At 75.1% G+C, this 2,165-nt stretch carries 2 protein-coding genes and 1 pseudogene; 2 read left to right on the top strand and 1 reads right to left on the bottom strand.

All coding sequences use genetic code 11. The features are described 5' to 3' along the window. Nucleotides 1–127: pseudogene (locus tag GV126_RS36860) on the top strand (oxidoreductase); the annotation flags it as partial. Between the two features lie 130 nt (nt 128–257). On the opposite strand, the gene GV126_RS30785 reads toward GV126_RS36860, so the two are convergent. Then, nucleotides 258–656, bottom strand: coding sequence for a MarR family winged helix-turn-helix transcriptional regulator (locus GV126_RS30785; RefSeq protein WP_159674290.1), 399 nt, complete (start codon nt 654–656; stop codon nt 258–260). A 206-nt stretch (nt 657–862) separates the two neighbouring features. On the opposite strand from GV126_RS30785, the gene GV126_RS30780 reads away from it, so the two are divergent. Beyond that, on the top strand, nt 863–1,960 hold the full coding sequence (locus GV126_RS30780; RefSeq protein ID WP_159672772.1) for an ABC-2 transporter permease: 1,098 nt from the start codon (nt 863–865) through the stop codon (nt 1,958–1,960). Nucleotides 1,961–2,165: the final 205 nt, after the last annotated feature.

Below are 2,165 nucleotides of genomic sequence, written 5' to 3'. Positions count from 1 at the left end.
CCTGACGTTCTCGCTCACCAACGTCACCGGCGCGCCGCTGTCCCTGGGCAGCCCGGCCACCAACGGCCGGCCCGGCGCCGCCTACGGCGGCTTCTTCCGGCGGGGCCGCCAGGAGGACGAGCCGCCCCCGGGGGTCCGCCCCCACCCGGGCCGCGCGGCGGGCGCCCCCCGCCCGCGCGCCCCCCGCCCCGGGCCCGCGGCCCCATGGACGACTACGCCCGCCGCACTTCGGACCGGACAGGCGCGAGCGACCGGGCTCAGGGGGTGCCCGACGGCGGGGTCCAGGCGTTGTAGCGGGTGAGGTAGCCCGCGAAGCGCTCCAGGTCCTCGGCGGGCCAGTCCGCCAGCCGCTCGTGGAAGGCCGCCCGGCGGCTCTCGGTGACCTGGGCGAGGATCCGCCGGCCGGCGTCCGTCAGATGCAGCACCTGCACCCGGTGGTCCTCCGGGTCCAGGCGCCGTTCGATGAGGGCGGCCCGCTCCAGGGCGGCCACCTGGCGGCTGACCGTGGACTTGTCCAGCGCGTAGTGCGCGGCCAGGTCGGTGGCGCGGCAGCCGCCGCGCTCCTCCAGGTGCCCGAGCAGCGTGTACGACACCAGGGACAGTTCGGGGTGCATCCGGCCCGCCGAGGCGCGTGCCCGGCGGGCGAAGACGGTCATCTCCCGCTGGATGGTCTCCACGGCCGTCTCCCCGGCGTTCGCGCCCCGCACGGCCGTCCGCCCGGCGTGCGCGCCCGGTGCGACGGCGGGTGCGCCCGGCTCCTTCGGCCCCTCGGCTGCTGTCACGGAAAAACCTCCCCGGTTCCGGTTGTATAGTACAACTGTAAACGAGAGTTGTATATGCCAACCATTGGAGGTCGGGAGCGATGAGGTCGCCTGCGCTGCGCCATGTGCTCACCCACCTGATCACCCCCTTGCTGATGTGCCTGGGCATGGGGCTCGCGTACATGGGCGCGTTCGTGACCCCGACGCCGCACCACCTGCCCGTCGCGGTGGTCGGCGAGGGACCCCGGGCGAAGGTGTTCGCCCAGACCGTCAAGGACCAGGCGGGCGACCACCTGGACGTCCGCACCGTCCCCACCCGCTCCCGGGCCGTGGACCTGCTCAGGGCGCGGGACATCGACGGCGCCTACGTGCCCCGCGCCAAGGCGCCCGAACTGCTGGTCGCCAGCGCGGGCTCCGACATGGGCGCCACGGCGGTGGAGAAGGTCTTCACGCCGGTCGCCGCCCGGCAGGGCCTGCCGCTGAAGGTGACCGATGTCGCCGAGCCCACCCCCCACGACCCCACCGGCCAGGGCCTGTTCTTCCTGCTGGTCGCACTGAGCATCGGCTCCTACGCCTCGGTCGCCGCCATCGGCGCGGCGGGGGCCCCCCTGCCGATGCGGGGGCGGGGCCTGCTCGCGCTCGGCGTCTCCGCGGGGGTCGGGGTCATCGGCCTGCTCCTGGCCGGACCGGTCTTCCACCTCGCCTCGCACGGCCTCGCCGGCGTGTGGGCCATGTCCTGGCTGTACTCCGCCGGCATCCTCTTCGTCGGCGTGGGCCTGCACACCTTCCTCAAGCGGTGGACCACGCTCGCCATGATGGTGCTGTTCGTGATGCTCAACTTCACCAGCTCCGGCGGCCTGTTCCGGCCCGACCTGCAGAACGGCTTCTTCGGCACCCTGCACGCCTTCTGGAACGGCGCCGGCTTCGTGGAGGGCGTGCGCGGCCTGCTGTACTTCGGCAACGACGGCCTGGCGCGCGGCATCTGGACCCTGGTGGTGTGGCTGCTGGCCGGTCTGGCGGTCACCGCCGTCGCGGCGGGCTACGAGCGGATGAGCACCCCCTCCCGCCGGGCCCACGCGGCGGGCGCCGCGCCCACCTCCGCCGCCCCCGCGGTGTCCGGGGGGCGGAACGAGGTCGCCCGCGCGGCTCGGGCCGAACAGGCCGCCGAGGAGGAGACCGAGGAGAGCGTCGCGGTCTGAGCGTCGAGCACGGGAGGCCCGGCGCGGGGCGTCCGGTGGAGAACCGTTGCCCAGGGCTTCGGGTGGAGGGGCGCTGGGCCGGTCGTCCGGCGCGGGACCGCTGGGCCGGGCGTCGGGCACGGGACCGTTGCACAGGGGGTCGGGCGCGGGACCGTTGTGCAGGACGTCAGGCGCGGGGTCTCGGGCGTGGCGCGGTGGGGTAGGG

The organism is Streptomyces mexicanus (assembly GCF_902506575.1).
GTDB classification, from domain to species: Bacteria; Actinomycetota; Actinomycetes; order Streptomycetales; family Streptomycetaceae; genus Streptomyces; species Streptomyces mexicanus.
This window is presented reverse-complemented; position numbering and strand designations above follow the sequence as displayed.